Source organism: Arthrobacter sp. A5 (assembly GCF_051131705.1).
In the GTDB taxonomy this organism is placed as follows: Bacteria; Actinomycetota; Actinomycetes; order Actinomycetales; family Micrococcaceae; genus Arthrobacter_M.
In genome coordinates, this window is record NZ_CP180316.1 from 3,739,266 (window position 1) to 3,763,447 (window position 24,182).

Sequence of the window (24,182 nt, forward strand, 5' to 3'; positions counted from 1 at the left end):
TGCTCACCTTGTTCTGGCAATAACGGCCGCTATCAAGTTTTCCAGTCGCTTCCTTAGGGCTTCCGGGATGTGGGCACTGGACAGGCCTTCCAGGCCTTGATCAGCGAAACTTCGGGCCAGCCGTTCCGCATTGCGGCGGGAGCCGGATGTGGTCAGCAGTTTACGCACCGCGTCCGCTTGCGTGTGGGATAAATCAGGGTTCCCCAAATGTGCTGCAATCGCGGGCCATTCGGACTGGGTCGCGGCGTAGCCCATCAGGACCGTCCGCTTGCCTTCGCGCAGATCTCCCAAGGTGCTCTTGCCGGTACCAACCTCGTGGCCAAAAACTCCGAGCAGGTCATCGACGATTTGGTAGGCGATGCCCATATCGCGACCAATTTTTCCTAGTTCTGCGATGGTTTGATCATTGGCGCCCGCGAGCACGGCGCCTGCTTTCAGCGGCGCTTCGAAGGAGTAGAGCGCTGTCTTTAGCTGTTCCATCCCAATGATGTCCGAGGCCGAGATGTCAGCATCGGGAAAGGAATACTCGATGTCCAGCAACTCCCCCGCGGCCGACGCCATGATCGCGTCGTCCAAGATTTCCAGCAGACGTGTTCTGACGGTTTCCCCGACCTCGCTGCGGTCAATCAGGCGGTAGGCGTTAAAGAGAGCCAGGTCTCCTGCCACCACTGCGACGGACATGGCGCGATGTTTCGCTTCCCCAGCCGGCAGCCCAGCAGCCTGGGCTTGCTGGAGGTAACGGCCGGAAAGATTAGGCCGACCGCGGCGGACGAAATCCCGGTCCACAACGTCGTCGTGAATGATGAAGGCCGTGTGCAATAGCTCAAAGGCTGTTCCTATTTGAGCCGCGTTGAGCATTTGGGATCCGTCCAAGCCCTTATACGCCGTCCACACCATCAGGGGCCGGAAGCGCTTGCCGCCCAACGTTGTCTCTTCCAACGAATCCCACAACTTCGCAAAGCGGGGCGTCAGCTGCGCTGCCCGGGCTTTGGAGCCGGCAAAAAAGTCAGCCATAACCGTATCCACGAGACCGAGATAGACCTCGGTGGAGCCGCCAGTCTTCGTTGCTGTCCCCGGCGCAGGGCCGTTGGGGACACTACGCCCATGACCGTCCAAGAAGGAAAGTGCGTTCTCCGGGTCGGGATCAGGGACCTGATTTCGGCTGTAGTCGAATTTTACCTCGGGGTGAAACATCAGTTCTCACCTTTTCCTTCAGTCGTGGCAGGGGCGACCTTGCGTTCGAGTACGAGGACAATCCTGGCCAGATAGTCGGTGATCGCCGCCTGCTGGTCACGGCTGTAGTCAGCCACAAGTGCGTCAATTTCACTGATCATGGGCAGCAGGCTGCCCATGGCCCGCTGAGCGGATTGCGGACTGGGTACCACCAGAAGGCTGCGGCGGTCTGTGGGGTGCGGTTTGCGGTACACGTGTCCGACCTTGGCCAATCGGTCTACCGCAACCGTCATAGCTGCTGTGCTGATCCCCAGCAATTGCGCCAAGGTACTGGGCGTCATTGGACCGCGCTGTATAAGGTGCTGCATCGCATCAAGATCCGTGGCGTTGACTTCAAGCTCTCTCCCGAGTTGCTTCTCCACTTCGTGGTTGAGGACCAATATCCGGCGCATGAGCTGCGAAGCCTCATTCCGGGTTGTCCTCGCATCCAGCCGCGGCGCTTCCTCCTCCATGAGATTCAAGATACACCTAAATCTATATACCTTGATAACTAAAATACTTAGTAATAAAGTTATTAGGTGAAAGGAGGATGACCATGCATCCGAACCGGCGATCGTCAGGAACCGAGTTGCTCGCCCTCTCCAGCAAGAAAGATACGGTCCGTCGACTGGCGGTTCTGCTCAGTGCCATTGCAGCGGTGATGGGTTCCTTCATCGGCTCTGGTGCCGCGTGCGGTACTCCGATTGCGCAAGCGGCAGGCGGTGCGCTGGGACCCAACGCGACGCTGATGGCCCCTGCCGTACCGGCTTTCAGTGTCTGGAGTGTGATTTATCTTGGGTCGTGTGCCTATGCCATGTGGCAAATCCTGCCGGGCCGCGCCTTAAGCACACGCCAACGGCGACTGGGGTATCCAGTAGCGGCCTCGCTGCTGCTCAACGCCGGTTGGATTTTCGCCATCCAGGCAGGAAACCTCGCGTTGAGTGTGGCAGTCATCGCGCTTCTCATTGCCGTACTGAGCTGGATCTTCACACTCTGTGTGCGGATGCGTCCTCAGTCCCTGGTTGAAGCCGCGATCTGCGACGGCACGTTGGGACTATATCTTGGCTGGATTTGTGTTGCCGCTGCTGCCAACGTCAGTGCCCTGCTGGTCACCGTCGGCTTCTCCGGGTGGGGAATTCAGCCGGCCGTGTGGGCTTGGTTCGTCCTGGCTGTGGCCGGGCTGATCGGAGTCGGCCTCGCAGTTTACGGTCAGGGCAGGCTGGCACCGGCGGCAACCCTGATTTGGGGTCTGGGGTGGGTGGCCGTGTCGCGGCTGTCGGGCGACCTTCCCTCAGTACCGGCGGCGTTAGCTGCGATGATCGCGGCCGTAGGCGTCGCCGTCGTAACCCTTGCGGTTAGGTTTGCAAGCGGCCGGCGCGTGAACTTGGAAAGCAGCCGGCTCCCTTCCGCCTCCGCGAGCGTCAGAGGACGTGCGTTATGAACGCCCCTAATCATGCACGTTGGTTCGGTTTGGTATTCATTAGCCTGGCGGTCGCCCTCATCATCGTCGACTCGACGATAGTCAACGTCATCATCGTCGACTCGACGATAGTCAACGTCATCATCGTCGACTCGACGATAGTCAACGTCGCAATTCCCTCGATTGTCAAAGTTCTTTCCGTCACCTCTACCCAAGTTCAATGGGTGCAGGAATCTTACACTTTGGTCTTCGCAGCGCTATTGCTCGTTTTCGGTAACCTGGCGGACCGATTCGGACGGCGTCGACTGCTGGTGCTGGGGGTTACCGTCTTTGCTCTGTCCTCGGTCCTTGCAGCGCTAAGCCAATCAGGTGATTTCCTGATCGGTGCCCGAGTACTCCAAGGGATCGGCGGAGCGATGGTGCTTCCCACCACCCTTTCCATCATCAACGCCACGTTCCAGGGCAAAGAACGCGCCCTGGCGTTCGCAGTGTGGGGGTCCACCATTGGCGGCATGACCGCCGTCGGCCCGTTGCTAGGCGGCTGGCTAACCACCGATTTTTCATGGCGGTGGGCCTTCGCCATCAATATTCCTCTCGGCGTCATCATTATCGTCGGAGCACTGCTCACCGTCGCCGAAACGAGCGATCCGGGGGCCGGCCGGAGCGTGGATTGGGGAGGTGCCGCCTTATCCGTGCTTGCAAGCGCCAGCTTGGTGTTTGGGCTCATCGAAGGACGCAACTACGGATGGTGGCTGACGAATGTACCGTTCCAGATCGGCGATTTGTCCTGGCCATACCAGCTTTCCCCCGTGCCGGTAGCGTTCGCCCTCATGGCAGCTTCCGGTGTCGTGTTCGTCGTTCGGGGCCGCGCCCGCGACCGTCGCGGCGCCAGCTCCATGCTTGACTTCAGCCTGTTCGCCATCCCATCCTTCCGCAATGGGAACATTGCCGCCATGATTGTCAGTTTGGGAGAATTTGGCATCATACTTTCGTTGCCCATTTGGCTTCAGAATGTCCTTGGCTACACCGCCCTACAAACAGGTCTAATCCTGCTAGCCCTGGCCGTCGGATCTTTTCTGGCCAGCGGATTCGTTGGAGCTCTCGGAAACAAGATCCCCGCGGTGGCCGTCGTCAGGATCGGCATTGCCGCCGAAATTGTGGGGATCACAGGCCTCGGTGCGGTGATAGGACCTTCTACCGGCTGGGGAATTCTCATTCCTTTCCTCTTTGTCTACGGATTCGGCGTTGGACTCGCCACCGCCCAACTCACCGGTGTTGTCCTCAAAGACGTGCCACCTGCCAAAAGCGGGCAGGCATCCGGCACTGCGAGTACGGGTCGGCAGATCGGCTCCGCCTTAGGCATTGCAGTGCTCGGCACCATTTTGTTTACGACGGCCACCGTACAGCTGGACAACTCTCTTAAAGACCGGCAGGTACCCGAGCCGAGCCGTAGCGAGGTGGTATCCGCCGTCGGGGAAAGTTCCGGTGCCGCGATCGCAGGCTTGGAGAACAACACACAGACGCTTGCGGTAGCCGACGCTGGCAGGAAGGCATTTTCCAATGGCACTAAATACTCCGCCTATGCCGCAGCGGGTTTTCTGGCCATTGGGCTCCTGGCCACGTTGTCCTTGGGCCGCGGCACGGCGGCGGAAAAGATCCGAACCCCGGTTGCAATAACCGCCACCGTGCATCAGGCCCATAATGGACTACCGGACCACGACGACAAGAGAAACCGGAGATCTCGACCATGACTGCAACCGCCTTGGTGCTCGGATCCACCGGATACATCGGCGGCCGTCTCGTGCCACGTCTGCTGGATGCCGGATACAACGTTCGGGTTCTGGTACGGTCACCGAGCAAACTCACCGATGTTCCATGGGGGCCCCGGGTGGATATTATCCAAGGGGATCTGGAGGATCCATCATCCATGCGGACTGCGGCAGCCGGGGCTGACATCTTGTACTACCTTGTCCACTCCATGGGATCCTCCTCGAAGAGCCACCAACAGTTTGACGAGATTGAGCGCCGCTGTGCCGCGAATGTCGCCGCCGCCGCCAGCGACGCCGGAGTGAATCGAATTGTGTACCTAAGCGGTCTGCACCCCTCCGTCACAGGGCTAAGCCGCCACCTGCGCTCAAGGGTGGACGTAGGGGAGATCCTACTGGCTTCGAGCGTCCCAACGGCCGTCCTGCAGGCCGGTGTCGTCATTGGGTCCGGGTCTGCCTCCTTCGAAATGATCCGGCAGCTGACCGAAGTACTGCCCGTGATGGTGGCACCGCGCTGGGTTCGCAACCGAGTACAGCCCATCGCAGTACGAGACGTACTGCACTACCTCCTGGGTGCCGCAGGGCTGCCGGCCGGTCTCAACCGAACTTTTGATATAGGGGGCCCGGACGTTCTGCGCTACGACCAAGTAATGAATGGCTACGCCGCGGAAGCAGGGCTGCCGCATCGACCAGTTCTTGCCTTACCGGTCCTCACGCCATGGCTTGCTTCGCAATGGGTCAATCTCGTCACCCCGATTCCGCGGTCTTTGGCCGTGCCGCTGATCGGTTCGCTACTCTACGATTGCATCGTCCAAGAACAGGATATTCACAGCTACGTGCCGCTGCCGGGGCCCGGTCCGACCGGTTACCGTCAGGCCGTCCGGCTCGCCTTGGCCAAACTGGCAGTCGGAGACGTGGAAACGAGTTGGCAGGATGCGTCCGTCCTTGGCGCGCCCAGTGATCCTATGCCCAGCGACCCGCAGTGGGCCGGACAACGCATCTATCACGACACGAGACAACAGCACACCCAAGCCGATAGGGAGCAACTATGGCAGGTCATTGAAGGCATCGGCGGCGACAACGGCTGGTACTCCTTCCCGCTGGCCTGGGCCATTCGTGGCTGGATGGACAAACTCGTCGGCGGCGTTGGATTGCGCCGCGGGCGACGGCACCCCAAACAACTGAATACCGGCGACGCGCTGGATTTTTGGCGGGTTGAAAAGATCGATCGTGGACACTTGCTTCGACTCAGGGCAGAGATGAAAGTACCGGGTCTTGCATGGCTCGAAATGCAGGCCAAGGACGACGACGGCGGCTCCCTATACGTCCAGCGGGCCCTGTTCTTTCCCAGAGGATTAGGGGGAAGGCTCTACTGGCTGGCCGTTCTGCCGTTCCATGGCGTGATCTTCAAAGGCATGGCGCACCGGATTTCAGAAGCTGCGGCCAGCACGACCACGAACCGAAAGGACATAAAATGAACACTCCGGTGGAGCACGTCCGGCTGATGGACCACGAGGGCCGCGAAATTGGCACCGCAGACAAGCGGACAGTGCACAGTCGAAACACCCCTCTGCACCTGGCCTTTTCCTGCCATGTTTTCGACACCCACGGACGCACCCTAGTCACCCGGCGCGCCCTGTCAAAACTGACATGGCCGGGGGTGTGGACAAACGCCTTCTGCGGACACCCGGCCCCCGGTGAATCGTTCGAGAATGCAATCGGCCGACGGGCAGCGGAAGAGCTCCGCATTGAACTAACCGCGCCCACCCTTGTATTGCCTGAATTCCGCTACCGCGCCGTTGACGCATCCGGCATCGTCGAAAACGAAATCTGCCCGGTGTTCAGCGCCATTTATTGGGATGGTCCGACCCTAGATCCGAACTCCCTCGAAGTGTGCGATTGGGCTTGGGTAAAGCTTCAAGACCTACGCCGGTCAGCGGCCGCGACTCCCTTTGCCTTCAGTCCCTGGCTGGTCCTTCAGCTGCAGGACGGCGTCGCACTCTCGTCAACGAACTGAGCCAGCCCAATGTGGAAGCTTCGATCCTGCATTTGGCGATTTAGTCGCCTTCGGTAAGGTACTTCTCGCCACTTTCTGATTCATGGCTAGTAAACTTTTTGTCCATTTCGGCCATCGACGCTGCTTCTGCCTCGCTCGGGGGCTTTACCGGGTCGTCGCTTGCCGAACGATCCGCATCACCGAAAATCGCTCCAAGGCCCTTGGCATCCTGAGTTACTTCACCCGGTGCCAATTCCTCGGAGGATCCGCGCCGGTTTTCATCTTCTCCCTGGGCTGCGGAACGGGCTGCGGAAGAACCTTGGACGGGGAGAGCAGGCTCTTCCCCGCGGTCGTCCTGACTCGCCATATCATGATCCTTCCAATCCCATTGAGTGGAGCTTGAAACCTCATGATAACAATTCAATCGTGAGCGGGCTCTCCTGGGCTGAGATTGGACATACAGCGTCCGCGCGCCGGACCCGAGTTGCCCGCGTCACACGACCGTCTAGACTCGTTGGAAGAGCTCAACGGAGTGCTCGGCATCCTTGACCACTCCTCCCGAAGGACTTGCGCCAAATATGAAAATCGGAATTCTCACCAGCGGCGGCGACTGCCCCGGGCTCAACGCTGTGATCCGCGGTGCCGTACTGAAGGGCATCAAAATCCATGGGCAGGAATTTGTCGGTTTCCGCGACGGCTGGCGCGGCGTCGTCGAGGGCGACATCATGGACCTGCCGCGGCAAAGTGTCCGCGGTATTTCCAAGCAGGGTGGCACTATTCTGGGAACCTCGCGCACCAATCCGTTCGAGGGTAACGGCGGTTCCGATGTCATCAAGGCGCACATGGACCGGATGGGGATCGACGCGATGATTGCGATCGGCGGTGAGGGCACCCTTGCAGCGGCCAAACGGCTCACCGACGCAGGATTGAAGATTGTCGGTGTGCCGAAAACCGTTGACAATGATCTGGACGCGACGGACTACACCTTCGGCTTTGACACCGCTGTCCAAATCGCGACGGAAGCGATCGACAGGCTCCGCACTACCGGCGAATCTCATCATCGCTGCATGATTGCCGAGGTGATGGGCCGGCATGTGGGCTGGATTGCGTTGCACGCAGGCATGGCCTCCGGCGCCCACGCAATCCTCATCCCCGAACAGCCCATCAGCATGGAACAAATCACAGACTGGGTCGACGAAGCCCACGAACGCGGCAGGGCGCCTCTGGTTGTGGTGGCGGAAGGCTTCGTCACCACGGACATGGAGTCACCCCATTCGGAACGGGGGCTGGACACCTTCGGCCGGCCGCGACTGGGCGGAATCGCCGATCAGCTGGCCCCTGCGATCGAGGAACGGACCGGAATCGAAACCCGGGCCACCATCCTCGGCCACATTCAGCGCGGCGGTGTGCCTTCGGCCTTTGATCGCGTCCTGGCCACCCGCTTGGGCATGGCGGCCATTGATTCGGTGGTCGACGGCATGTGGGGAACCATGGTCTCCCTCACCGGCACCGAAATTGACCATGTCCCGTTCGACAAGGCGCTGGGCAACCTTAAGACGGTTCCGCAGCACCGCTATGACGAGGCCGCCATCCTCTTCGGCTGATTCCGATCGGATCCCGACCCGACATGATTCCATCAGAGCGGATGTGAGACCGTGGAAACATGAGTTTTGACGAGGGCGGCATTCCCATCGTGCAGCTGGCGTGGGAACGGCGGCTCGGATTGCACGACGGCGCCATCGGCCGCGCCGCTGAACCGGACACCGGCAGGGTGGTTAAGCGCGACGACGACGCCGTTACCCTAAGCTTCATCCGACTCTGGGGCCGCTCGCTGCTGGTGGGCCCCGGCTGGGTCGTCGATGCTGCCGCCGGTTTCACCGACGCCGAACTCACAGATCACGCCACCCTGCTCGGCTTGACTCGTGCTTATGGCGGCCACGGCCTCGGTACGGCGTCCCTGTATTTCGCCGATGACCTCCCCTTGGTCCAGCCAGCCACTGAACTCGCTGTCTCGGCGGGCAATCCGGCGGCCGTCCGGCTCGAATTGCAGTGCCCTCCGGATGACGCGAATGAGGTAAGGCTGGGCACCTTGGAACATAAGTTCACGTTGATGAACGAAGACGTTCCGTTGGCCTGCGGTGCCTATACCGAGTGGCAGGGCCTGCTGGCCAGGCTCGGAGTTCTGGTCGCTCCGGACCAACGGCGCCAGGGCTGGGGTCTATTGGCCGCGTCGGTGGCCGCGCACGAGGCGCTGGCCTCTGGACTGATCCTGCAATGGCGGGCCGACGTGAGCAACTTTGCGTCCAATGCCCTGGCCCGCTCGCTGGGTCTGGAATGGGCCGGGACCCAGACATCCGTCCGGCTGGGCTGACCCGACTCCTCGCGGGCTGAGCGCACCGCCAGTGGACTGACCGGCCACCGCGCGGCGACCGCGCAGCCCGCCCCTAACCGGCCGGCCGGCTACTCGGCGTCTACAGGGACGGCTACGTGCCTTCCGGCTCGGGCAGCGCGGGCATTGCCCTCCCCCGCTGACGGCCCCACTGGCACGGCCGCGCCGCCGTCGGCCTTTACAGCGCTCTGGCCGCTGCCACCGTCCCAGTTTCCGACCGGCTTCGGCTTGGCCAGGAACATCGCCACCGCGGCGCCAAGGATAATGACAGCGGCGGGCAGCAGGACGGACTGGCCCATGGCCGTGGAGAAGCCGGCATGAAGCACCTGCGGCAGGCTCCCGGAGAACTCCATCGAATTGCTTTGTCCGGTGGCGCCGGGAATTTTCGGCAGCTCCGCCGACAGCCGCGCCTGCATCAGCGCAGCGATCGCGGCACTGCCGAGGACGGCACCGACCTGGCGGGTGGTGTTGTAAATCCCGGCACCGGCACCGGCCTCACGCGGCCCCAGATTGCGGGTTGCTGTGGTGGAAAGCGGCGCCCAGATCCCCGCGTTCGCCAGCCCCAGCACGGCACTTGGCAGCAGGAACAACCAGATGGACGTATCCGGTGCCATCAAAGCCGCGTTCCAGAACAGCGCAACGGCCATCAGCGCCAGCCCCGCGGACGCGATATATTTCGGGTTGACCCGATCCACGAGCCTGCCCACCACGGGGGCCAGCCCGCCTGAGATCAGCGCCATCGGCACCATCATCAGGGCCGATTGGGTCGGGGTCAGCCCGCGGACCAGCTGGTAGTAGAAGATCAGGGGAAGGCTCATGGCGGTAATGCTGAAGCCCACGGTGGTGATGGCGATGTTGGCCAGCGAGAAGTTGCGTTCGCGGAACAGATGCAGCGGAAGCAGCGGCTCGCCCTTGTTCAGCGCCTGCCAGATCACGAAGAGTACCAGCACGGCGATGCCGGCACTAATGAGCCCCCAGACGCTGATGACGCCGGTGATGGTCCCCCAGTTGTAGGTGCTCCCTTCCTGGATTCCGAAGACCAGCAGGAACATGCCGACGGCGCTGAGCACCACGCCCACAATGTCGAACCTGTGCGGGTGCGTGCTCAGCGTCGGCACCAGCCGCCAGGCCAGCACGAAGCCGACGATGCCGATGGGAACGTTGATGAAGAAAATCCATTCCCAGCCCAGCCCGTCCACCAGCACCCCGCCCAGGATCGGCCCCACCAGGGTGGCGACGCCGGCCGTGGCACCCCACAGCCCCATCGCCTGCCCGCGGCGGTCCGGCGGGAAGATCCGCGTGATGACCGCCATGGTCTGCGGTGTCATCAGTGCAGCGCCCAGACCCTGCACCGCCCGTGCGGTGATCAGCATGGTGATATCACCGGACAGGCCACACCAGAGCGAGGCAAGGGTGAAGACCACCAGACCGGCCAGGTAAAGATTCTTCGGGCCGAAGCGGTCACCCAGGCGGCCGGTGATCAGCAAAGGCACCGCGTACGCCAGCAGGTAGGCGCTCGTCACCCAGATGACGGAATTAATATCCGCGTGCAGACCATCCATAATGGCCGGATTGGCCACCGAAACAATGGTCGTGTCGATCAGAATCATAAAAAAGCCGATCACCAGCGACCAGAGGGCCGGCCACGGCCGTTTCACGTTTTCCACTGTGCTCCTTGGGAAAGGACCTACCAGCCAAGGCTGCCGGTCTTGATGTCTTTTTGCAGGCCGCGGACCCAGTCAATCTCCGCCCGCAGCATGGTCATTTGATATGAAAGATCGATCCAGTATTTCTTTGCCACGTTTTTTTCCGTGACGATCCGTTCGCCGTGGACCAGTCGGGTCAGCTGTCCCTCCAGCGCGGCGACGCGCTCCTCCAGTAGTTCGACGACGTCGTCCCCCGGCAGGTTGTGCGCTTCAGCGACACCCAGTGGGAAGCTGGGGTATTCGTTGACCGGGGTGGCCAGCAGATCCCGGAGCCGAACCGACAGCGCTTCCCGTCCGGGCCCGGAAATTTCGTAGCTGGTCCGTTCCGGACGGTTCCCTTCCCGGTCTGTACCGGCCGCCCTGACCAGCCCCTGCTCTTCCAACCGCCCGACACAGTGGTACAGCGTTCCCGGGCGGATCTTGAGCAGCCGATCCTCGCTGCGCGCCATCAGCAACTGGTACATCTCGTACGGGTGCATGGGCCGCTCGGCCAGCAGGGCCAGGGCGGCAACCGACAACGGATTGAGGGCGGAGGAACGAGGCATGTCTGCTGCTCCTGGAGGTGGTTGGGCGGCATTTGGGCCGAGTGGCACGCGGACCAGCTGGTCCGAAATGAGGCGGCGGGACTTACCGGCACCAGGTTGCTCGTTGAGGATTATTCCAGATAGAATATACAGCGGTCTTTGTCGTTCCCGCAACCCGCAGATTGCCAAGCATGCATCTTGTCATGATTCTCCGGGAGCACGGCGGGGTTGTGCCCGTTAGCGCGGCACCCGAAGGAAACCGGTCTGGCGGCCAACGACCTGCCCGGCGTCGGGGGCCACGATCGTTTCCTGAGCCGCCACGTATTTTTCCCCGGCATCGAGCACCGTCAGTTCCGCGGCGGGATCCACGGTCCGCTTGATCACGGCCAGCGCGATCGGACCCATCTCGAAGTGCTGGGCCACCGAGGTCACCGTTCCCACCTGGCGTTCCCCGAGCAGCACAGCGCTGCCGGCCGCGGGCAGCGTGTGCTGCGAGCCGTCCAGCTGCAGGAACACCAGCCGGCGGGGCGGATGACCCAGGTTGTGGACCCGGGCCACCGTTTCCTGGCCCTTGTAACAACCCTTGGCCAGGTGCACCGCGGTGCGCAGCAGGTCCAGCTCATGCGGGATCGTCTTATCGTCGGTCTCGGCGCCCAGACGCGGCCGCCAGGCGGCGATCCGCAGCGCCTCGGCGGCCCACGATCCGGCCAGCGGCCGCACCCCCACGGCCGCATCAAGATCTGCCATCGGGATCAGGTATTCGAACCAGCTGCGGTCCAGCCCGGGGTGTGACTCCTCGGGAACCGCGGTGTAAGCGAAACCGCCGGGAGCAATGTGCGGCCACGGATCGCGCCAACAGAGACGTTCGGACCACTCAGTCACCGGATTCACCGTGCCGGCCACGGCCCAAAGCCCGGAAACGTCAGCGACCTCGACGCGCAGCATAAACCTCATGCCAGTCAGCCATGCGGCCAGCGGCGCCGCCTCGGCTGCTTCGACAATCAGCCAGGTGGTGGCGCCGTCGTCGAGCACCCGCACGTCATGCTCAATCCGTCCCTGAATACTGAGCAGCAGCAGCTCCGTGCTTACCCCGGGCGCCAGATCGGTCAGCTGCGCAGAGGAGAGCGTATTGAGCCAGCTGAGCCGGTCAGGGCCGGAAACCGTCACCACGCCGCGGTGGGAAAGGTCGACGACGGCGGTGAGGTTCTTTCCCTGCGCGGCGGCGACGTGCACGCCGGCCAGCAGGCGCTGTTCACGGTATGGATCACCGTAGTGGGCGGCAACGCCGGCGTCCAGACCACCGGCCTCGACGGCGCCCGAGCGCCGCAACAGAGTGCTTTTATACGTCATGTTGGCCTAACGCTTCCGTCGGGACCGGTATTCCGCCACGGTACGGCGCCAACGGCTTGCCACACCACGGCGGGCAGCTCAGTCATCATTTTTTGGGGCAGGATTGCATCTCTTCAGGATCGCGGAGGCATGGGCCTCCAGGGAGCTGCCCTGCGCGGCAACGTCCCAACGCCAGAACAGGTCGCCGTTGACCAGACCAAAAATCCGGGTGGCCGCACTGTAATCCTTCGAGCCGGCCCCGCGCATCACAGCATCAGTGGCGAGCTGGATCTGCGGACCCTTGATCTGGCCGTAATAGAGCTCCGCAATGCCACCAGGATGAATAATGTTCGCCATGATGTCAAAACCGCCGTCGGCATTACGCAGTCTTTCCACCTCGTCCGCCGTCGTCAAGGCGGGGACAATATCCGCCGGGATCAGGCCGGGACCGCCGTCCGCGTCATTAAGCTGGCGGTCCAAGGACCAGAATCCGGTCTCCACCGATAGGGGGCGCAGCTGCAGGCCGTCTTCGTCGGTGAGCCAACTGCGGGCCGTGTACTGCAGATAGGGCAGGCCGTTGGTCTCAAAGGAAACCAGCTGGGAAAAATACTCTGACTCGGCCTCGCCGGTGCCCAACCTTCCGCTGCCGCGCCATTGCCCCAACAGCCAGGAGAGCGGGACCAACTCGGGCGTTAGATCCGTTGGAATCTCGATCGGCACGGTGCTACCTCCGCCACTATGTCATGCGGACAAGGCCGCCGCTGTTTACTGCTGGCCCTTGAAGAGACGCCACAGAACGAGAACGGCAAACCATGCCATGGCCAGACCGGCGATGACCAGCAGACATATGTAGAAAATTTCCAAACCCAGTATCGACATGTCGTCATCCTATCGCGAAGTTCAGGGCCCTACGTTATCAGCAGCTTGTCAATGAAATACACCAGCGCGCCCAAGGCTCCCAACGGGGCGATGCCCATCGCGATGGCGCCCTGGAAGTTCCTCGGCCGCCCCGCGGTACCCGCCAGGCGCCGGAAACTCATCAGCACCGCGGCCACGGCGGCGCCGATCACCGCGGCCTCCAGGACATGGAGCTCGGAGAACAGCAGGGCCGCCAATGGTCCGGCGAGGGCGGCCAGAAGTATGGCCAACGGGGCAATCACCCGATCCGGCCAGCGGATCATGCCGATCAGCAGGGCCACGAGTGCGCTGACCCCGGCAATGAGCGTCATCGCGGTGTCGCCGGTGAACCGGTGCGCAGCAATCCAGCCGGAGCCCAGCCCCGCCAGCAGCACCCCCGCACTGGCCCCAAGCGTCGATTCCAGCCGGTGGCTTTGCCCCGTGCCGCGGATCAGCTGGACCACAAAGACCGCCCCGATGCCAAGGGCAAGGAAGACCGGAAGCCAGATCAGATAGCCGGGCCCCGGGGAGACGGCCGCAGCGACGGCGCCGCACGTTCCAACCAGCGTGATCACGGTACCGAGCGTCTTCTTCGCCGGGATGCTCAGGTAGTGCGGCCAGCCGAAGCCGAAGAGCACGGAGACCAGGATCCCCGCGGCAAGTGAAAGCCCCAGCGCTCCATACGAGCTGGCGATGATGATGGCAAGGGCCACTACGCCGGCTATACCCATCGTCCACGTTTTCACAGTCCAATCCTGCCCTATGCGGGGGATGTCTGCCGGACCCGCGGTTTAGCGGCGAGGCGGAGCCATCCGCCGTCCATGCCAGTACACTATGAAAAACATCCCGCGCCGAGGGCCATGAACGGCGGCGCGGGAACCGCCCGATGATGCGCGCTGAGCACATTGGAGGAAGCATGTCCCAGATCCTATTACTGACCAACAGCAACGGCTCGTCGGTGGATATCCTGCCTGCTTTGGAACTTCTCAGCCACCGGGTTCATATTCTCCCCGCTGTTCCCACCGCTCTGCTGGACACTGAACCGTGCGATATCGTCATGCTCGATGCCCGCAAGGACTTGGCAGGCTCCCGGTCATTGACCCGGCTCCTACGGACCACCGGGCTGGACACACCCCTGATACTGATTCTCACCGAGGGTGGCATGGCCGCGGTTTCCGCCACCTGGGCCGCAGACGACATTGTGCTCGATTCGGCCGGCCCCGCGGAAGTGGAGGCACGGCTGCGACTGGCCCTGGCACGCTCCGGGGCATCCGATGAGGCGGTCCCGGCCGAAATCCGCGCCGCCGGAGTGGTCATTGATGAAAACAGCTACACAGCCCGGGTCAACGGCGCCGTGCTGAACCTGACCTACAAGGAATTCGAACTGCTGAAGTACCTGGCCCAGCATCCCGGGCGGGTGTTCACACGTGCCCAACTTCTCAACGAGGTCTGGGGCTACGACTACTACGGAGGCACCCGGACCGTTGATGTGCATGTCAGGCGGCTACGGGCGAAGCTCGGCTCGGATCACGAAAATCTGATCGGCACGGTCCGCAATGTCGGCTACCGGCTATCGACTGCCCGGATGCCGGATGAAGAACTCGCGGAAGCGTAAGGAACCGGTGGTCCGAATAGCCGGCGGTTCATTTGGCTGCTTGGTGGAGGACATACGGGTTGAACGTATCGAAGGCACCCCGGTGGTGCATCCCCCTCGGCTTGGCCGCGCCGGGTCCCTCCGCTCAGTAGTTCCTTAGCGGACGGTCGTCATGGGGCCTGCTCAAGTTGACCTGTTCACTCTATGGCAGTTTCGCAGCAATCCGCAAATGCCCCAAACGGCTGGCGACAGCATGGAGAACAGCACAGGGAACAGCAGGCAACAGCATGGGGAACAGCATGCCGGACAACGGAGATGACGTCCGCATAGCCGGCGGCGCCGTCGTTCCTCGCCAGTACCGGTGCCGGGCACTAGGCTTTGTCCATGAGCGAGACAGAGACGGATAACTGGCCGGTCCGGACCGGCAGCGGCGCCCCGGAGCCCGAGGCCCTGCGGGACATCATGGCCCTGGTCGCGGCAGCCTTCGACACCGACGGCAACCCCCCGCTCTCCGAGCAGACCCTCGTGGAGTTGGCGTCGCCGGCCGCGGAGGCGGACGCGCTGCTGACTCTGCTGGCCTACGCGCCGGAGGAAAAGTCCGATCCCTCCACCGGCCAGGACCTAGCCGGCCTCGCCGTCGTATCCCCGGTCGGCGGGTCCGGCGTACTGGAGATCGTGGTGCACCCAAATTACCGCAACCAGGGCGTCGGAACGTTGTTGGTCGACAAGCTGAAAGCAAACCGGGGACTGGCCGGGATCAAGGCATGGTCCCATGGCGATCACGAGGCGGCCGCTGATCTGGCCGCCCGCTACGGGTACGTGGCCGTGCGGGAATTGTGGCGGATGCGGCTGATCCGCACGCACGGGTCTGACCAGGCGCTGCCGGAGGCCGTACTCCCGCCGGGCGTCACGCTGCGGACCTTTATTCCCGGCCAGGATGAACACGCTTGGCTGGCGGCGAACGCCGCGGCCTTTGCCCACCATCCCGAACAGGGTTCCATGACGCTCTCCGATCTGCAGGCCCGGATGACGGAACGTTGGTTCGATCCGGCGGGTTTCTTCTTGGCCACCGACGCCGAGGGAACGATCCTGGGCTTCCACTGGACCAAGGTTCACCCGGAGACCGGCCACCACCCCTCGTTGGGTGAGGTCTACGTCGTCGGCGTGACACCGCAGGCCCAGGGATCCGGACTGGGCCGCACTCTCAGCACGGCCGGGATCAGATACCTGCAGGGCCGCGGACTGAGCGCGATCATGCTCTACGTGGATGCTGACAACCAGGCTGCCGTCTCGCTGTATCGCAGTCTGGGGTTCACCCGGTGGGACGCGGATGTCATGTACGGGCCGCGGCCGGAGTGAAGAAGCCGGAGTGGAAAAGCCGGAGTCTAGAAGCCGGACCGAAGAAGCCGCAGCGAAGAAAGCTGCCGTGAAGAAAGCGAATAACTTGTACTGTTGAAGGGGGAGAACCGAGCTCTAGGGGAGACATAATGAATCCGGAAACGGCGGGCGCGCCGAACACGGCGGCCATTCTGGTCACTGAACGATTTGGTTCCTCCGAGGTGCAGGCCTCGAGGGCGACGGAGGACCGGATTGATATTCCCGAGTTCGCGCCCAACTTGGTACCCGACGGCGAGGTGACTCCCGATCGGTTTCTGGACCGTGAGCTGAGCTGGCTCGCCTTCAACGCGCGGGTCCTTGAATTGGCCGAAGACCCGGATCTGCAGCTGCTGGAACGGGTTAATTTCCTGTCCATCTTCGCCTCCAATCTGGACGAATTCTTCATGGTGCGGGTGGCGGGGCTGAAGCGGCGCATCGCCGCGGGACTGGCCGTCCCCTCCCCCGCGGGCTTGAGCCCGATCGGGGTGCTGGAGCAGATCAGCGACGCGGCCCACGAGCTGCATGTCCGGCACGCGCGCGCCTTCGCAGATCAGATCCGCCCGGCGCTGGCCGCCGAGAACATCCATCTGATGCACTGGGACGAACTTGATGAGACGGCTAAAGCGACGCTGAGCACCATGTTCGCGGAGAAGGTCTTCCCCATCCTCACCCCGCTGGCAGTGGATCCGGCCCACCCATTCCCCTACATCTCCGGCCTATCGCTGAATCTGGCCGTGGTGGTGCGCAATCCGGTCAGCGACAAGGAGCTCTTCGCCCGGCTCAAGGTTCCGGACCAGCTCCCCCGTCTGATCTCGGTGGACGGTCCGCGCGCCGGAACGGTCCCCGGCCGGGTGGCCCGGTTCATTCCGCTCGAGGAGGTCATCTCCGAGCATCTGGACCAGCTCTTCCCGGGCATGGAGGTGCTTGAACACCACACGTTCCGCGTCACCCGCAACGAGGACCTCGAGGTCGAAGAGGACGACGCGGAAAACCTGCTGCAGGCCCTGGAGAAGGAACTCCTGCGCCGCCGCTTCGGGCCGCCTGTCCGCCTTGAGGTCGCAACGGACATCAATCCCAATATTCAGGCGCTCTTGGTGCGCGAGCTCGATGTGGAGGAATCGGAGGTCTATGCCCTCCCTGCCCCGCTGGACCTGCGCGGCCTGTCCGTGATTGGGGGCATCGATCGCTCCGATCTGCGCTATCCCAAGAACGTTGCGCATACGTCCCGCTACCTCAATGAATCGGAAACGGCCAAGGCGGCCAACGTCTTTGCGGCGATGCGCCGCCGTGACATTCTGCTGCATCACCCCTACGATTCGTTCTCCACCTCGGTCCAGGCCTTCCTGGAACAGGCCGCGTCGGATCCGAAGGTCCAGGCCATCAAGCAGACCCTGTACCGCACCTCCGGAGACTCGCCCATCGTGGACGCGCTGGTCGACGCGGCCGAGGCCGGCAAGCAGGTGCTGGCGCTGGTGGAGATCAAGGCCCGGTTTGATGAGCAGGCCAACATTTCCTGGGCACGCAAGCTTGAACAGGCCGGCGTGCACGTGGTGTACGGCATTGTCGGGCTGAAAACGCACTGCAAGCTTTCCCTGGTGGTGCGCCAGGAGCTCGATGGGCTCCGCCGGTACTGTCACATCGGCACCGGCAATTACCACCCCCGCACCGCGCGCTACTACGAGGACCTGGGCCTGCTGACGGCGGACAACCAGGTGGGCGAGGACCTGACGAAGCTCTTTAACCAGCTCTCCGGCTATGCGCCCAAGTCCACGTTCAAGCGCCTGCTGGTGGCCCCGCGGTCCGTCCGGTCCGGCCTGATCGACCGGATCGAACATGAAATCACCAACAAGCGTGCCGGGCTGCCGGCCAAGGTGCAGATTAAGGTCAACTCCATCGTCGACGAGGCGATTATCGATTCGCTCTACCGCGCCTCACAGGCCGGCGTCCAGGTGGACGTCATTGTCCGCGGCATCTGCTCGCTGCGTCCCGGCGTGCCCGGTCTGAGCGAGAACATCAGGGTGCGTTCCATTCTGGGCCGCTTCCTGGAGCACTCGCGCGTGTTCACCTTTGCCAATGGCGGGGACCCGGTGGTTTACATCGGATCGGCGGACATGATGCACCGCAACCTTGACCGCCGGGTGGAAGCGCTGGTTCAGCTGCGCAACCCGGATGACATTACCTACGTCCTCACCTTGCTGGACCGTTACGTCGATCCCGAAACCTCCAGCTGGCATCTTGACGACGCCGGTGACTGGACACGCCATCATCTGACCGAGTCCGGGGCGCCGCTCTCCGATGTGCAGTCCTGGCTGCTGGCCAGCCGTTCCCGCCAGCGGTCGTCCACCCGGCATTGATGAAGAACCCTTCATCGGCTTCCGGCGCGCCCGGAAGGACTTCCGGAACGGCAGCCGGGAGCCTGGGGGCCACCGGCGTACAGGCCTTCGACGTACGCGCCGCCGGCGCCCTGTGCTGGCGGGTGACCAAAAAGGAACTCAAGGTGCTGCTGATCCACCGGCCGCGCTACGACGATTGGTCCTGGCCCAAGGGCAAGCTCGACGACGGCGAGACGCTGCCCGAGTGCGCCGTGCGGGAGGTGTCCGAGGAAATCGGGCTGAACATCAGCCTCGGCATTCCGTTGCCGGCTACCGTGTATGTCGTCAATGCCGGGCTCAAGGAGGTCCGGTACTGGGCCAGCAACGTCCCCGATGCCGTTCCGGTTCCGGACGGCAACGAAGTGGACGGCTTCCTGTGGTGTTCCCCGGAGCGCGCCGCGGAGCTGCTCTCCAACCCAACGGACAAGGAACCTCTCGACGCCCTGGTGGCGGCGCATCGCCGGTCCGAGCTGGCGACGTGGCCGCTGCTGGTCGTCCGCCATGCCAAGGCCAAACCCCGCTCTGCCTGGACCCTGGCCGAGGGCGACCGTCCGCTGGCCGCGACCGGGCTGCGCCAGGCCCTGACGCTCAGCCGGCTGTTAATGGCCTGGCGTCCCGGCCGGGTGGCGACCAGTCCCTGGCTGCGGTGCGTGTCCACGATGTCTCCCTATGTCAAGGAGTCCAACGCGAAGGTGAAGATTTACGATTCCCTGACCGAAGCAAAACATGGCCGGCAACCGCACAAGACGTCCGCCGTCGTCGGACGCCTGTTGGAAAAGCGCCGCCCGGTGGCGCTGTGCACCCACCGGCCGGCCCTGCCCACGGTACTGGCGCAGCTGGGCGCCCACATGCCGCCGTCGCTCCGTGCCGCGCTGCCCACGGCCGATCCCTTCCTGGCCCCGGGCGAGGTCATTATCTGCCAGATCAGCTGCGCGGATGAGCCCCAGATCGTCTCCGTGGAGCAATACAAACCGTACGAGGACTGAAACGGCCGCCGGTAGACTGGTGCCGTGACCATTCCTACCCCGTATGAAGACCTCCTGCGCGACGTGCTGGCGCACGGCGCCGCCAAAGCGGACCGCACCGGCACCGGCACGCGCAGCGTTTTCGGCCGTCAGCTGCGCTTCGATCTGAGCGGGGGTTTCCCGCTGATCACCACCAAGCGCGTGCACTTCAAGTCCGTGGCCCTGGAGCTGCTGTGGTTCCTGCGCGGCGATTCCAATGTGAAGTGGCTGCAGGAGCGCGGCGTCAAGATCTGGAATGAATGGGCCGACGACGACGGCGAGCTTGGCCCGGTTTACGGCGTCCAGTGGCGCTCCTGGCCGACCCCCGACGGCGGCCACATCGATCAGATCGCCGAGCTGATGGCGGGGCTGAAGAGCGATCCGGACTCCCGTCGGCACATCGTCTCGGCCTGGAATGTGGCCGAATTGAAGAACATGGCGCTGGCGCCGTGCCATGCGTTCTTCCAGTTCTACGTGACGCCGTCGGCCGGCGGTCCGGACGCGGGGCCCGGAAAGCTCAGCTGCCAGCTGTACCAGCGCAGCGCGGACACCTTTCTGGGGGTTCCCTTCAACATTGCCTCCTATGCCCTGCTGACAATGATGATCGCGCAGCAGGCCGGATTGGAGCCGGGCGAGTTCGTCTGGACCGGGGGCGACGTGCATATCTACGACAATCACGTCGAACAGGTGGCCGAACAGCTCGGCCGTGAGCCCTATCCGTACCCGCAGCTGCACATCAAACGGAGGCCGGAGTCGATTTTTGACTACGCTCCTGAGGACTTCGAGCTGGTCAATTACCAGCACCACCCGGCGATTAAGGCCCCGATCGCGGTATGAACAATGACCCCGTATCGGCCGTGCCGCCCGTGGCCGCCTCGCCCTCCCTCGGGACGGATGGGCTGGATCTGCACCGGTTCCACGAGCCCATCATCGGCATGATCTGGGCGCAGACCCGGCAGGGCGTCATCGGCAAGGACGGTGGAATGCCGTGGCGACTGCCGGAGGACATGGCACACTTCAAGCGTGTCACCACCGGCCATCCTGTCATCATGGGCCGGCGCACCTGGGAATCCTTTTCCCCGAAGTTCCGCCCGCTCCCGGAGCGGACCAATATCGTCATCACCGGGCGGCAGGACTGGGCCGACACACCGGACGCCGCGGGCGCCATCGTCGTTCATTCCCTCGAAGACGCGTTGGTGGAGGCGCAGTTCAGGCCCGGCGGCAACGAGGTCTGGATCATCGGCGGCGGCCAGGTCTATGGCCAGGCGCTGGAGCATGCCAACGTCGCAGCGATTACCGTGATCGATTCCGAGACCGAGGGCGATACCGGCGCACCGCAACTCGGGCCGGAGTGGACCTTCCGCGGCGGGACACCGGTGGAGGGCTGGCATACCGGGAAAAACGGGACGCAGTACCGCTACACACTGTGGGCCAAGGGTAGTTCCGAGTTCACTTCCGACGACGTCTGACGGCAGCCTCGGAAGTGGCTGAACTGGCTGAACTGTCCTGATTTCCGTCCTTCCTTCCGTCCTGCCTTCCGTGCGGAGCAGGCTCCAGCGAAGCCTTGACACCCGGCACCCCGGCTGGAAAAGTTCCGGGCGGGGCCAAGGGATACCCCAGTTGCCCTTTTTGGCGGACCCCAGCCGGTGGTCGATTGAAGAGCATCCCGCGGCACGCACGTAGTTTCACATCCGGTCTCTTCCAAGCCGGATATCCCCTGGGGTACTTGTTTGGCGGCCTGCTGGCCGGCACGCTATCCGAACGGTATGGCCGCGAACGAATCATCATTATTTTTTGCGGCCCTGGCCCTGCCGTGCATCCCGCTGTGGGCCTTTGCCTCCGGTTCGATTTGGCTGGGCGTGGGCGCGTTCCTCGTTCAATTCATGGTGCAGGGAGCCTGGGGCGTCATACCCGCCTACCTCAATGTTCTGGTACTGGTCCCGGAGGGAACCCGGGCGGTACTGCCGGGCTTCGTCTACCAACTGGGCAATGTCATTGCCGCGGGCAACGCGACGCGTAACGTGACGAGGACGGTGCTCACTGATCCCTCGTCTAAACTTGGCCCATGACACAAAGTGTAGGTTTTGTCGGCTGGCGCGGCATGGTCGGCTCCGTTCTCATGCAGCGCATGCAGGACGAGGATGACTTTGCCGGCATTGACCCGGTCTTTTTTTCGACCTCCAATGCCGGGGCTGCCGCTCCGGGGTTCGCCGACGGCGCCGGTTCACTGGCGGATGCATTCGATCTTGAGACACTGGCCAAGTTGCCGATCATTGTCACGGCGCAAGGCGGCGACTACACCTCGGATGTACATCCCCGGCTCCGCGCAGCCGGGTGGGACGGACTATGGATCGACGCGGCCTCCACCCTGCGGATGAAAAACGACTCCATCGTCGTACTGGATCCGGTGAACCGGGAAGCCATCGATGCGGGGCTGGCCGGCGGCGTCCGCGACTTCATTGGCGGGAACTGCACCGTTTCCTGCATGCTGATGGGCCTGGGCGGCCTCTTCCGCAACGGCTTGGTCGAGTGGGGAACCTCGATGACCTACCAGGCCGCATCCGGCGGGGGCGCCCGCCACATGCGCGAACTCCTGAACCAGTTCGGGGCGCTGCATGGAGCCGTGGCCTCCGAGCTGCAAAATGCTTCGTCCGCCATCCTCGAGATCGACCGCGCGGTGCTGACGGAGCAGCAGAACCCGGAACTGGATTCTGCCCAGTTCGGCGTCCCGCTGGCCGGTTCCCTGATCCCTTGGATCGACGCGGACATGGGCAACGGCCAGTCCAAGGAAGAGTGGAAGAACGGCGCGGAAACCAACAAGATCCTGGGCACCTCCGGCGCAGACCGCATCCTGATGGACGGCCTGTGCATCCGGGTCGGGGCGATGCGCTCACATTCCCAGGCCCTAACGCTGAAGCTGCGCGAAGATCTGCCGGTGTCAGAGATTGAATCCCTGCTTGCCGCGGACAACCCGTGGGTCAAGGTGATCCCCAACACGAAGGAAGCGTCCATGCGCGGACTCACGCCTGTCGCTGCTTCCGGCACGTTGGACATCCCGGTGGGCAGGATTCGGAAGCTGGAGATGGGCCCGGAGTACATCAGCGCGTTCACCGTGGGCGATCAACTCCTCTGGGGCGCAGCGGAACCGCTGCGCCGCATGCTGAACATCGCCATCGGGGAGCTCTGACCCGCAGCCGAGCTCTGCCGTCCCGGTGCGCATACCGCCCCGCCACCGACGAAGGGGCTGCCCCGCGAAAGCGATGACGCGCAACATCGTCATCGCGGGCTAGCCCCTTCGTCGCGAGCCGACCCCGCTTTGACGGGCCAAGGGAGCGCCGACATTCGCGAGAAAGCCCCGTTGTCAGACGCTGGCGGGGGCCAGGAATGCAGCGTAAGCTTCTGCTGCCTTGGCGAAGCCGCGCTGTTGGGCCGGGGTGAGTGCCACAAACGGAACCGGCTCGACGACGGCGGCGCCCGGCCGGGCGTTCGCCGTCGTGTTCTGCTTTCGGCGCCAGGTCCCCACCACCTCGCCGCGGGCGAGGATGGTGGCCTTGAACATTCCGTTGTTGCCCGGCACGGTGAGCGCGGCATACTCGGGGGAAAGTGCTGCGCTGCGGTCGGTGTAGCCAAGCAGGAACTCGTCGAACCCCGGCAGCAGCAGCACGGATCTGGATCCCGGGAGCTGCTTCCCAGGATCCAGATCCCGCCAGGTGAGCAGATCGGCGGTTTCCCGCGACATCCAGTACATAGTGCCGTCGACCTGAAGCTCCAGCAGCCGGCTCTGCACCTGCTGCAGTCCCGTCCGGGCGTCCTTGAGGGTCAGTTTGGTCCACCAACAGAAGTCCTTCAGTGTGGCAGGTCCGTGGCTGCGCATATACCGCAGCACCAGCTCGGCCAGGGCCTCGTCCCGGTCCATCGATCGTGGACTGCGGATCCACCGGTCCATTAACACGAACCGCTGGGCGTTTCCGTCGCTGGGACCTTGGACCAACATGCCGGTCAGGCTCAACAGCCACAACAGGTGGATACCTCGCTGGTTTTCCGTCGCTTGGCCGGCAGCCCGGAAGGCGGTCAACAATTCGTCACGGGACGCCGAGGCATTGTCGGCGGCCAGCAGCGTGACCGCAACATCGCGGACCGCGTCGATGTCCGCCGTCGTAATTTCCAACTGGCGGTGCCGGCCGGCCATACCGGCAAGCATGCGCGTGGAAGTCAGTGCCATGATCCAGCCCAAATCCTCGGCCGCTGTCAGGTGCAGTGTTCCTCGCATGGGCCAGGAGCGGACGATCTCTCCGGCGTCCAAGGCGGCCTGCACGTCGGACCGGCGTGTGCCCGGCGCCCGCAGCCCGACCGACCAGAGCGCCCCGGGGAGGTCCTGGCCCTGCATGGCCGTCATCCAGCGCACCACTTCGACGGGGCCAGCAAAGGAGCTGCCCACCAGGCTCTGGCTGGAAAGCCGGAGTCGGGCCAGCATGGCCGGCGTAACGCGATGTGTCATGTGGTGCATCATAGGCGACGGTCCCCGAACGCAAAACTGACGTGCCGATAGTGGGGACGCTTAGGGAAACGGCCTCATCACGGTCACCTCAGCTGAAG

The 24,182-nt window shown here is 63.4% G+C and carries 23 protein-coding genes; 14 read left to right on the plus strand and 9 right to left on the minus strand.

Annotation, left to right across the window (positions count from 1 at the left end; genetic code table 11):
• Nucleotides 1-3: 3 nt before the first annotated feature.
• Nucleotides 4-1,014, minus strand: a complete 1,011-nt coding sequence (locus tag ACLLJI_RS17735) for a polyprenyl synthetase family protein (RefSeq protein ID WP_434615022.1) — start codon at nt 1,012-1,014, stop codon at nt 4-6.
• Between the two features lie 179 nt (nt 1,015-1,193).
• Nucleotides 1,194-1,685, minus strand: coding sequence for a MarR family winged helix-turn-helix transcriptional regulator (locus ACLLJI_RS17740; RefSeq protein ID WP_283559799.1), 492 nt, complete (start codon nt 1,683-1,685; stop codon nt 1,194-1,196).
• Nucleotides 1,686-1,762: 77 nt separating this feature from the next.
• Here ACLLJI_RS17740 and ACLLJI_RS17745 point away from each other — a divergent pair, with 77 nt between their 5' ends.
• The 4 genes from ACLLJI_RS17745 to idi are packed head-to-tail and all read left to right on the plus strand — an operon-like array spanning nt 1,763 to nt 6,415.
• Nucleotides 1,763-2,653: a tryptophan-rich sensory protein gene (locus ACLLJI_RS17745; protein ID WP_434615026.1), complete on the plus strand. Its 891-nt coding sequence runs from the start codon at nt 1,763-1,765 to the stop codon at nt 2,651-2,653.
• Complete coding sequence (locus ACLLJI_RS17750; RefSeq protein WP_434615029.1) at nt 2,650-4,383, plus strand: MFS transporter; 1,734 nt, start codon at nt 2,650-2,652, stop codon at nt 4,381-4,383. Before ACLLJI_RS17745 ends, ACLLJI_RS17750 begins: the two co-directional genes overlap by 4 nt.
• The gene (locus ACLLJI_RS17755) at nt 4,380-5,876 is read left to right on the plus strand and encodes an SDR family oxidoreductase (RefSeq protein WP_434615032.1); all 1,497 of its coding nucleotides are present in this window, start codon (nt 4,380-4,382) and stop codon (nt 5,874-5,876) included. Before ACLLJI_RS17750 ends, ACLLJI_RS17755 begins: the two co-directional genes overlap by 4 nt.
• Nucleotides 5,873-6,415 carry an isopentenyl-diphosphate Delta-isomerase gene (gene idi, locus ACLLJI_RS17760; protein WP_283559767.1) on the plus strand — a complete coding sequence of 181 codons (543 nt, stop codon included), beginning with the start codon at nt 5,873-5,875 and terminating at the stop codon, nt 6,413-6,415. The genes ACLLJI_RS17755 and idi overlap by 4 nt, the downstream gene beginning before the upstream one ends.
• Nucleotides 6,416-6,455: 40 nt before the next feature.
• Here the strand turns inward: idi and ACLLJI_RS17765 are convergent, their stop codons facing one another.
• On the minus strand, nt 6,456-6,761 hold the full coding sequence (locus ACLLJI_RS17765; protein WP_434615035.1) for a hypothetical protein: 306 nt from the start codon (nt 6,759-6,761) through the stop codon (nt 6,456-6,458).
• 211 nt (nt 6,762-6,972) lie between these two features.
• On the opposite strand from ACLLJI_RS17765, the gene ACLLJI_RS17770 reads away from it, so the two are divergent.
• Together ACLLJI_RS17770 and ACLLJI_RS17775 are read left to right on the plus strand one after the other, a co-directional pair.
• Nucleotides 6,973-7,998 carry a 6-phosphofructokinase gene (locus tag ACLLJI_RS17770; RefSeq protein WP_434615038.1) on the plus strand — a complete coding sequence of 342 codons (1,026 nt, stop codon included), beginning with the start codon at nt 6,973-6,975 and terminating at the stop codon, nt 7,996-7,998.
• Nucleotides 7,999-8,057: 59 nt separating this feature from the next.
• Nucleotides 8,058-8,765, plus strand: a complete 708-nt coding sequence (locus tag ACLLJI_RS17775) for a GNAT family N-acetyltransferase (protein ID WP_434615041.1) — start codon at nt 8,058-8,060, stop codon at nt 8,763-8,765.
• A gap of 89 nt (nt 8,766-8,854) precedes the next feature.
• Here ACLLJI_RS17775 and ACLLJI_RS17780 read toward each other — a convergent pair whose 3' ends face one another.
• From ACLLJI_RS17780 to ACLLJI_RS17800, 5 genes are all read right to left on the minus strand, one after another.
• Nucleotides 8,855-10,450, minus strand: a complete 1,596-nt coding sequence (locus ACLLJI_RS17780) for a DHA2 family efflux MFS transporter permease subunit (RefSeq protein ID WP_434615043.1) — start codon at nt 10,448-10,450, stop codon at nt 8,855-8,857.
• Nucleotides 10,451-10,470: 20 nt separating this feature from the next.
• The gene (locus ACLLJI_RS17785) at nt 10,471-11,034 is read right to left on the minus strand and encodes a PadR family transcriptional regulator (protein ID WP_283559772.1); all 564 of its coding nucleotides are present in this window, start codon (nt 11,032-11,034) and stop codon (nt 10,471-10,473) included.
• 216 nt (nt 11,035-11,250) lie between these two features.
• Nucleotides 11,251-12,363, minus strand: a complete 1,113-nt coding sequence (locus ACLLJI_RS17790; RefSeq protein WP_434615047.1) for a YgfZ/GcvT domain-containing protein — start codon at nt 12,361-12,363, stop codon at nt 11,251-11,253.
• Nucleotides 12,364-12,441: 78 nt separating this feature from the next.
• Nucleotides 12,442-13,062 carry an FABP family protein gene (locus ACLLJI_RS17795; RefSeq protein WP_283559774.1) on the minus strand — a complete coding sequence of 207 codons (621 nt, stop codon included), beginning with the start codon at nt 13,060-13,062 and terminating at the stop codon, nt 12,442-12,444.
• Nucleotides 13,063-13,250: 188 nt separating this feature from the next.
• Nucleotides 13,251-13,985, minus strand: coding sequence for a permease (locus ACLLJI_RS17800; RefSeq protein ID WP_434615050.1), 735 nt, complete (start codon nt 13,983-13,985; stop codon nt 13,251-13,253).
• Nucleotides 13,986-14,155: 170 nt separating this feature from the next.
• Between ACLLJI_RS17800 and ACLLJI_RS17805 the strand changes: the two genes are divergently transcribed.
• The 8 genes from ACLLJI_RS17805 to asd all read left to right on the plus strand — a co-directional run bounded on the left by ACLLJI_RS17805 (nt 14,156) and on the right by asd (nt 22,773).
• Nucleotides 14,156-14,854, plus strand: a complete 699-nt coding sequence (locus ACLLJI_RS17805) for a winged helix-turn-helix transcriptional regulator (RefSeq protein ID WP_434615052.1) — start codon at nt 14,156-14,158, stop codon at nt 14,852-14,854.
• A 363-nt stretch (nt 14,855-15,217) separates the two neighbouring features.
• Nucleotides 15,218-16,192, plus strand: coding sequence for a mycothiol synthase (gene mshD / locus ACLLJI_RS17810; protein ID WP_434615055.1), 975 nt, complete (start codon nt 15,218-15,220; stop codon nt 16,190-16,192).
• A gap of 128 nt (nt 16,193-16,320) precedes the next feature.
• Nucleotides 16,321-18,564, plus strand: coding sequence for an RNA degradosome polyphosphate kinase (locus ACLLJI_RS17815; RefSeq protein WP_434615058.1), 2,244 nt, complete (start codon nt 16,321-16,323; stop codon nt 18,562-18,564).
• On the plus strand, nt 18,564-19,568 hold the full coding sequence (locus ACLLJI_RS17820) for an NUDIX hydrolase (protein ID WP_434615061.1): 1,005 nt from the start codon (nt 18,564-18,566) through the stop codon (nt 19,566-19,568). Before ACLLJI_RS17815 ends, ACLLJI_RS17820 begins: the two co-directional genes overlap by 1 nt.
• Before the next feature lie 24 nt (nt 19,569-19,592).
• The gene (locus tag ACLLJI_RS17825) at nt 19,593-20,423 is read left to right on the plus strand and encodes a thymidylate synthase (protein ID WP_434615064.1); all 831 of its coding nucleotides are present in this window, start codon (nt 19,593-19,595) and stop codon (nt 20,421-20,423) included.
• On the plus strand, nt 20,420-21,055 hold the full coding sequence (locus tag ACLLJI_RS17830) for a dihydrofolate reductase (RefSeq protein ID WP_434615067.1): 636 nt from the start codon (nt 20,420-20,422) through the stop codon (nt 21,053-21,055). Before ACLLJI_RS17825 ends, ACLLJI_RS17830 begins: the two co-directional genes overlap by 4 nt.
• A gap of 297 nt (nt 21,056-21,352) precedes the next feature.
• A complete protein-coding gene (locus ACLLJI_RS17835) occupies nt 21,353-21,655 on the plus strand; it encodes a hypothetical protein (protein WP_434615069.1) in 303 nt (100 codons plus the stop codon).
• Complete coding sequence (gene asd / locus ACLLJI_RS17840) at nt 21,652-22,773, plus strand: aspartate-semialdehyde dehydrogenase (RefSeq protein WP_434615072.1); 1,122 nt, start codon at nt 21,652-21,654, stop codon at nt 22,771-22,773. Before ACLLJI_RS17835 ends, asd begins: the two co-directional genes overlap by 4 nt.
• A gap of 174 nt (nt 22,774-22,947) precedes the next feature.
• Here asd and ACLLJI_RS17845 read toward each other — a convergent pair whose 3' ends face one another.
• Nucleotides 22,948-24,084 carry a winged helix DNA-binding domain-containing protein gene (locus ACLLJI_RS17845; RefSeq protein ID WP_434615075.1) on the minus strand — a complete coding sequence of 379 codons (1,137 nt, stop codon included), beginning with the start codon at nt 24,082-24,084 and terminating at the stop codon, nt 22,948-22,950.
• Nucleotides 24,085-24,182 lie beyond the last annotated feature (98 nt).